Annotated in this window: 6 protein-coding genes; 4 read left to right on the plus strand and 2 right to left on the minus strand. The window is 58.8% G+C overall.

The window, feature by feature from the left end:
* Positions 1 to 45 precede the first annotated feature (45 nt).
* A complete protein-coding gene (locus BKP54_RS32565; protein ID WP_025429633.1) occupies positions 46 to 225 on the minus strand; it encodes a hypothetical protein in 180 nt (59 codons plus the stop codon).
* 401 nt (positions 226 to 626) lie between these two features.
* Here BKP54_RS32565 and repA point away from each other — a divergent pair, with 401 nt between their 5' ends.
* The 4 genes from repA (at position 627) to BKP54_RS32585 (ending at position 6782) form a co-directional block, all read left to right on the plus strand.
* Positions 627 to 1823 (plus strand): plasmid partitioning protein RepA, encoded by a 1197-nt coding sequence (gene repA, locus BKP54_RS32570; RefSeq protein ID WP_025429634.1) that lies wholly within the window; start codon positions 627 to 629, stop codon positions 1821 to 1823.
* A 3-nt stretch (positions 1824 to 1826) separates the two neighbouring features.
* Positions 1827 to 2831, plus strand: a complete 1005-nt coding sequence (repB, locus tag BKP54_RS32575; RefSeq protein ID WP_084815525.1) for a plasmid partitioning protein RepB — start codon at positions 1827 to 1829, stop codon at positions 2829 to 2831.
* A gap of 155 nt (positions 2832 to 2986) precedes the next feature.
* The gene (gene repC / locus BKP54_RS32580) at positions 2987 to 4294 is read left to right on the plus strand and encodes a plasmid replication protein RepC (RefSeq protein ID WP_084815526.1); all 1308 of its coding nucleotides are present in this window, start codon (positions 2987 to 2989) and stop codon (positions 4292 to 4294) included.
* 1333 nt (positions 4295 to 5627) lie between these two features.
* Positions 5628 to 6782: an RHE_PE00001 family protein gene (locus BKP54_RS32585; protein ID WP_084815527.1), complete on the plus strand. Its 1155-nt coding sequence runs from the start codon at positions 5628 to 5630 to the stop codon at positions 6780 to 6782.
* A 369-nt stretch (positions 6783 to 7151) separates the two neighbouring features.
* On the opposite strand, the gene BKP54_RS32595 is transcribed toward BKP54_RS32585, so the two are convergent.
* Positions 7152 to 8034 (minus strand): IS110 family transposase (locus tag BKP54_RS32595; protein WP_084815529.1); only part of this gene is annotated, 883 nt, incomplete at its 5' end.

Genomic DNA, 8034 nt, shown 5'->3' on the forward strand with positions numbered 1-8034 from the left:
GACGGCTGCATTGGCCACCGCACATTTTGGGCAACCAGGGTCGTATCAATAAAACAGATGCCAGGGCGTCAGGAAGGCGCGGGCCCATTCCTGATCGCGCTCGCGCTCACGATCGTCAGCCGGTTCGTGTGGCGTCAATTCAATGCGCGGCTTTACCGACTGCACGACGGCCTTCGGCGCTGGCGGCTCGAGGTAACCAAGTGTCATCCCGCCGAGATAGAACATGCTGCATCCCTTCCAGTCCACCTGACATCATCGTCATCGCACCACGATCTTGCCACAATTCAACTCGCTGTCAATAGTCGACTAAATCCATATTTAATAGCCACAGTTTGCGATGGAGCATCAAGGCAGCGTTCTTCTCCCCCTCGGCTGCAAAACAGGTGCGCGCGCCGTTCGCGGGGAGCTGTAGTTGCTGGTTGGAATCGGGCCGACATGTTAACAACCTGGTCGGCCGTCGCACGAGTTGTCCGCGGACAACTGGCGCCATTGCGCGCCCTCCGTTGCTTGAGCCGGCAACACGGCCATTCGGCTATCCATTTGTACATTCAGGCCGAATCGGATCATAGTGCATCTGCGCATATTGCCTCGATAAGACAATATTTGCGCAGTTTTTGGAGAACTCGATGTTGCAGCAGAAAATCCACGGCCTCGATGTACAGGAGCATTTGCCAACGCTCCTGGCTGCCGATGCCATGGAACTTGCGCACCAACTCCAGCAGCATCAGAAGAAAATCTTCCCGCCGCAAGCGCAAAAGACGTTGCGACTTTTCAGTCCGGCCGAGGCGGCCGCCTTTATCGGGATCGCCGAAGGCTACCTGCGCCAGATCGCCTCGGAGGGCCATGGGCCCGAGCCGTTGCCGAATGGACGCCGCATGTATGCGATCTCGGATATCGAGCGCATTCGACGTGTTCTCGACGAAGGTGGCAAGTCGGGAAAATACATTCCGCATCGCCGCGGCGACGAGCGGCTGCAGGTCATCTCGGTCATGAACTTCAAGGGCGGATCGGCGAAGACGACGACCTCGGCGCATCTTGCGCAATACCTCGCACTTCGCGGTTACCGCACGCTGGCGATCGATCTTGATCCGCAGGCTTCACTTTCGGCCCTGTTCGGTCACCAGCCGGAACTGGACGTTGGCGAGGCGGAAACGATCTATGGCGCCATTCGCTATGAGAACCCTCGCCCGATCGCAGAGATTGTCCGTTCCACCCATTTGCCCAATCTGCATTTGATCCCCGGCAACCTCGAACTGATGGAATTCGAGCACGAAACGCCGAAGGCCATGACCAGCGGTTCGGCGGAAACCATGTTCTTTGCGCGTATCGGCGACGTGCTGGCCGATATCGAGAGCTTTTACGACATCGTCATCATCGATTGCCCGCCGCAGCTTGGCTTTCTCACCATGTCGGCGCTGTGCGCGGCGACATCGGTGCTGATCACCGTGCACCCGCAGATGCTCGATGTCATGTCCATGTCCCAGTTTCTCTCGATGACCAGCGAATTGATGCGCGTCGTCGAGAACGCCGGCGGCCGGACCAGCTATGACTGGATGCGCTACCTCGTCACCCGGTTTGAACCCAATGACGGTCCGCAAAGCCAGATGACCGGTTTCATGCGCTCCATCTTCGGCAATCGCATGCTGCACAACGCCATGGTCAAATCGACGGCCGTTTCCGACGCCGGCGTGACCAAGCAAACGCTATATGAGGTGGAACGCTCGCAGTTTGTCCGCGGCACCTATGACCGCGCGATGGATTCCCTGACGCTCGTCAATGGCGAGATCGAGGACCTCCTGCGCAAGGTGTGGGGAAGGAAGTAACCCATGGCCCGCAAGAACCTGATCGGTGTTTCAGACAGTCATGCTGCAGATGGCGAGGATAATCGTCCGCTGGCCGGACGGCCGATCATCGGCCTCGATCCCGGCCAGCGACCACACGGCCCGATCGGCGGCATCACCCGGTCTCTGTCGAACATCACGCAGAAGGTGGAGCGAGCTCAAGAACTTGAACGCCAGCTTGCAGAAGGCCTGGCGGTGATAGAGCTCGACCCGGATCTGGTTGACGTTTCCTTCGTCGTCGATCGCCTCGGCGTCGCGGCCGATGTCGAACGCTCGCTGCTCGAACAGATCCGGGATCACGGACAACAGGTGCCGATCCTCGTGCGCCCGCATCCCAACGAGGACGGTCGTTATCAGGTCGCTTACGGCCATCGTCGTCTTGCCGCCACGCGTGAGCTTGGCAGCAAGGTCAGAGCTGTCGTCCGCGACCTCAGCGACGAACAGCTGGTGATTTCGCAAGGGCAGGAAAACAACGCTCGGACGGACTTGTCCTTCATCGAGCGGTCGCTGTTCGCCACCCGTCTCGAAGACCGCGAATTCTCGCGTGACGTCATCATGTCATCGCTTGGCGTCGACAAGGCGGCCCTGTCGAAGATGATTGCGATCGTGCGCCGGCTACCCATCGATGTGATCGAGGCAATCGGTGCCGCGCCGGCCATCGGACGGCGGCGCTGGGCGGAGCTTGCAGAGCTTGTTGAGAACGACGATGCGCTCATCAAGACCAACGCGTTCTTAGGGCGCACTGAATTCCTGGCAAGGGAGAGCGATCAACGGTTTGAGACGCTGTTTTCCTTCCTGAGCACTGTGAAGGCCCGGAGCCAGGCAGTTCCTTGGGTGGCGCCAAATGATACGCGCCCGGTGCGCATTCGAGAAACAAACAGCGAAACGACGCTTTCCTTCAACAAGAAGGTCGCGCCCGGTTTTGCAGATTTCGTGAGGCAGAGGCTCAAATCTCTGTACCTCGAATATCAAGAGGAAACAGGAGACTAACAGAGCAAAAGAAAAAGGCTTCCGAACGACTAGCGCAGCGGAAACCCTTCTCTCGTGTAGCAACTAGAGAATCCCATTTCCGCGAATCACTGTCAAGCGTTTTTAACGTCGTTTCGGCGAACGGACTTCTTTTGCCTTTGAAAAGGTGAAGAGAGATGGAGCGTGGAAATGTGACGACGCCCTTTGGGCGGCGCGCGATGACGCTTGGCATGTTCGCAAGCCAAGTCATCGCGAGCGAAATCGATTCGCAGCAGCCGATCGATAAATGGAAACTGTTTCGGACCGTCTGTGAAGCCAAGGCTGTCGTCGGCGTGTCCGACCGTGCTTTGGCCGTACTCAATGCGCTGCTCAGCTTCTACCCTAAGGTCGAGCTGACGTCAGGCAAGGGGTTGGTGGTGTTTCCATCAAACAACCAATTGGCCCTGCGCACCCATGGCATGGCAGGCACCACACTGCGTCGCCACCTGGCAACATTGGTGGAGGCCGGCCTTATCCTTCGCAAGGATAGCCCAAATGGCAAGCGTTACGCCCGTAGAGATACAAAGGGCGCCATCGGCGACGCCTTCGGGTTCGATCTGTCACCGCTGCTTGCACGCGCCCATGAATTGCAAACGGCCGCAGCCGCAGTCGCTCTGGCCCGACAGGAGGCGCAGCTTGCCCGTGAGCGTCTCAGCCTTTGCCGTCGCGATCTGACCAAGCTCATAGACGTGTTGCGCGAAACCGACCAAACTTCCAACTGGGACGACCTTCAAAGCCGTTATCTTCTCGCCGTCGACACCCTTCCGCGGAAACCTGGCCTCGCTGAAATCGAGCCTGTTCTCAAGCAACTGGACGCGTTGCGCGCGGAAGTGCTCAACCAATTGGAAAAACTGGTAAATCTTGAAAATTCGGACACCAATGATAGCCAAAATGGCTGCCACATACAGAGTTCACATCCAGACTCTTCTATTGAATCTGAACCGGGCTTTGGAAGTGAAGCTGTGACGTTTTCGAACTCACGCCAAACGTCCGACAGCATGGCCGTTGTGCAGGTAAGCAATCGGACGGCAATTGCAACAGACGCGGCCTCCCAGACCGAAACACCGGAGGTAACCCGGGGTAAAACGCATCGACCTCCGCAAACCTTCCCGCTATCAACCGTGCTGAAAGCCTGCCCTGATATCGTCGACTATGGTCCTGGCGGGAAGGTGCAGTCCTGGCGTGATCTGATGATAGCTGCCGCTGTGGTCCGTTCCATGCTCAATGTCAGTCAGGGAGCGCATGATGAAGCGTGCCGGGTGCTTGGCCCAGAAGCGGCCGCGACGGTGCTCGCATGTATCCTGCAGCGCTCGCCGCACATCGCGTCTGCCGGTGGTTACCTGCGGGACCTGACGCGGCGATCTATGCGACAGGAGTTCGTGGTTGGGCCGATGGTCATGGCGTTGTTGCGTGCCAATCCCGGCAGTATGGCGCTAGCCAGCTGAGCTAGAACAACGCGGCTGTTTCGACGGACGTTGACAGCTGTCAACTGCGGCTAGTTGTGCGCCTCATTCGGCAATCAATGTCCAATGAGGCGGACTGGTGGCCGACCTGTGCAGGATGTTGAGATCGAGTTTGCCGGGTCCAACACCTCGCAGCAGCTGATCCCGATCCCTGCCAAATTGCAGCGTGCGCGGCGCTGAGTACCGGCTTGCGACGGGCAACGTTAGATCGGTCCCTTGGTGAGTTGACAAGCTGTCAACGGTTTCACGTCAGGCCATTCGAATGGAAAATACCACAACCACCAGCCCGCTGCAGATCCGTACACTTAACCTCTATCGACGAGAGGGTCGTCCAGTTCGCGGACTTCTGATCAAGGTCTGCCCCACCGGCTCCTGTCCTCCCCGGCAGAAAGATGGCACAAACGCTGAGGCTGCAAGGTGTCTACACCCGCAAGCGGTCACAACCTCAACCGCGTCCTGAGGCCGTGCAGGCATGAAGCTGCCCAACCGCACCTTCAGACGAGCATTATTCTGTCAGGCATTGCATTGGGTGATTTTCCCCACGCGCTCGGGGTGTGACGGGGCGAAACGCGATCCGGCAAAGTTCTAATGCATTGAGGCTCCGGACATGCCGGAGGGTTGCCTTATAAACCGTCGATAGATGTGATTGGTCGTTGGCCTGAGTTTGTTGTTACCCTCTGGCGGGGCCGATGTTGACAGCTGTCAACGCGTGACGGGCCGTTTTGTCGGAAAGTATCGCTCCTACACATTCGGCAGCATGAACGAACGCAAGCTGCTGCGTGGGCGCAATGCCCATCGCGATGCTAAGGCGAGTTAGTTTCGCCAGAGCGAGAAAGCGCCTGCGTGATAGGTTGCGCAATGCCTTTTCGGCCCAGAGAAGGGCAGGGGCCACCTGTCGCATAGACGCGTGTTGACAGCTGTCAACACGCAGGCGTTCGTCTGGCATCCCCAGCTCGAACCGCTATCCGTCCGCAAGCCTGTCCGGCCTGACCTGTCGACTTCGATGACCAAAATCCCTTCACGACGTCTTTCGAGACGTTAGCCGAATGGAAAGGAAATGCTGCTATGTTGGCAATGCTGGCCTTCCTGCGTTGCGAATGGCCCTCAAGAGCGTACAATGTGATGGTCGAATTCGTCGATTCGAATCCGGTTTGCGCTCATTTGAAGCGCTAAGAAGGCCATTCTAGCCTTCCGTACTGGTCAACGCAGAAACCCGACGACAAACATCCCGGTATCCGCTAAAACGGCATGTCATGTGTGTCGGAAGAAAACTGTCCGTTTTCCTTCCGTTTGCCAGAAATAGCGTGTGATTGTAATGCGATACCAAATCCCGGAATTAGTGCTGCAGACGCTGTTTTCCGCAACGATCGAAGCTGAAGATCGGTTGGCGCGGCTGGATGAGCGTGCCGTCCGCCATCCCGTCGCCGAAGGCTTTCGCGAGCGTGGTCAGTTCTTCGATGCGGCCGGTGCCCTCTGGGTTGCCGGCGAGTTGGTCCATGTCGAGGATCTGGTGCTGCATGATGCGCATATGGATGCCCGTGCGCCGACACACGAGTTGACGATCGCGCATGCAGTCTTGCGTGCGCGCCGGAGGATCTGGTTGTCCGACCCTGATTGGGCGCTATCGTCCGCCGGTCTGGCGGTCCTTCGCGGCGAACAAGTCGGCGGCGAGACACCGTCGATCGAGATGGACCGAGGCGTTCCGCCGGGGACGGCGGATGACGATAATGTCATCGCTGACGGCGATGACGACGACAATCCGCTTTCCCTCGAGTTCGCGGAGATCGATGCTGCGATCGCGCGATCGCAACGTCTGCTCGATGAACAGGCGGATGAAGTCGGTGACAGCGGATTTGGGGGGACAGAGCGCCCGTCCGCCTCAGAGCCCAAGGGACAGTTGGGGCTGCTTTTCGATGACGAATGGGACGAGGGCGCGCGGCTCGAGGCGTGGCGATCCCTGATTGCGGCTGCGGACCGAATGCCGGCCTGCCTTGGCGCGGCGATGCTCTTCGATGCCTGGGAGCAGATCGAGCCGCTTCGCAGGCAGCATTGGCTGGGAGGGTTGCTCGTTGGCGCCTACCTGCGCGCGCGTGGTAAAGTGACGTCGCATCTCATCAGCTTCCATACGGGCCTGAAGACAATTCGCCACGAACGGCGTCGTGCAAGAGATCAGGAGGTTCGGCTGAGGGCGTTTCTGGAGGCTCTAGTCCTCACCGGCGAACTTGGCCTCAAGGAGTTGGATCGACTGTTTCTCGCCAAGACCCAGATGGAAATGCGCGTGCGCGACCGTCGCTCAAATAGCAGCCTGCCAGGCCTGATCGAGCTTCTGCTGTCTCGGCCGATCGTTTCCGCCGGGCTGGTGGCGCGTCATGTCGGCGTCACCCAGCGGGGCGCGCTCAATCTTGTCCGCGAACTTGGGGCCAAGGAAATGACCGGCAGGGGGCGTTACCGCGGTTGGGGGATATTGTAACCGGTTGCGCAGTTGCACGGGCGGCAAACGGTCTTGACCGGATGTTCGGCTCACCGCGGCTCACATGGGGAACTTCGGGTCAAGAACTTTTAAAGGTCCATCGCATGTTTCCTTCGGTCGCTCTTTCGGCATCCAAGGCTGAGCCTGTTCGCGTGAACGGGCCTGTTTCCATTGCCGGTTCAAACTCACATTCGGTCGCCGCGCCGAGCGGCTGCACCATCATTCCGCTTGCGTTGCGGCAAAGGCTCAGGAGGACGAGACCATTCTTAGTAGCGGCGTTTGAAGCCATGTCGCGGATCGGTTCGTCCCCCTGGATCCGCCAGGATTGATCGCTCCTGGAAGATTAGAGAATGTGGCTTGTGTGCATTGTCAGGCCGTCTTTAACACCGCGCCCTCGATGACAACGCCGGCGATCACATATTTCCATAGAGCAACCAACAATTTGCGTGCCAGCGCCACGATCGCGCTCTTCTTCGCGCGCCCACCGCTGGATTGCACGCGGGCCGTAAACCACTGGCTCAACGCTGATTGCGGCTGATGGCGCAACCACAACCACGACAGTTGGATCATCGTGGTACGCAGGCGCGGGTTGCCCGCCTTCGAGACGCCTTGCTCGTGATCGATGGTTCCACTCTGCCAGGGTGTCGGTGCCAGCCCCGCGTACGCAGCAACCTGTCGCCGGTTGTCAAAATGGCGAAACAGCCCTTCGGTCCAGAGAACAGCCGCGAATTCCAGACCAATGCCTTTGACTTCGCACAACATCGCCCCAGTTGGGATCAGCGTTGCCGCCACGCTGTTCTTTTGCGCCGCCAGGAGCGTATCGCGCTCGTTCTCCACCGCTGTAATTTGCTCTAGCAACAATTCAAGGCGATCAAGTTCACGGCTTATTTGAGTTTTGAGGTGGGTCGGCAAAGGACGGCCATCACCCGTGTGAAGCTCGTCCAGTTGCTTGCGCCGGTTCTTGCGCAGCGGCTCGTAACCACTGATGCCCTGACCGAAGAGCAGGCCTTTAATGCGATTGACATGTTTGACGCGCTCGGCGATCAGAACCTTGCGCTCCCGGCAAAGGCGACGGCGATCTTCTTCCTCGGGGCTTGGCGCATTGACCATGGCGCACACCCGCGGCTCTCCGCGTTTGAAAGCCAACAGCGCTCGGACCAGCGCCTCACCATCCAATTTGTCCGTCTTCGCTCGCCGGCGCCTGCGCGAGGTTGCTATCGAGGCTGGATCGACGACGTAACTTTCTATCCCG

This window comes from Ensifer sp. 1H6 (assembly GCF_001976035.1).
In the GTDB taxonomy this organism is placed as follows: Bacteria; Pseudomonadota; Alphaproteobacteria; order Rhizobiales; family Rhizobiaceae; genus Ensifer; species Ensifer canadensis.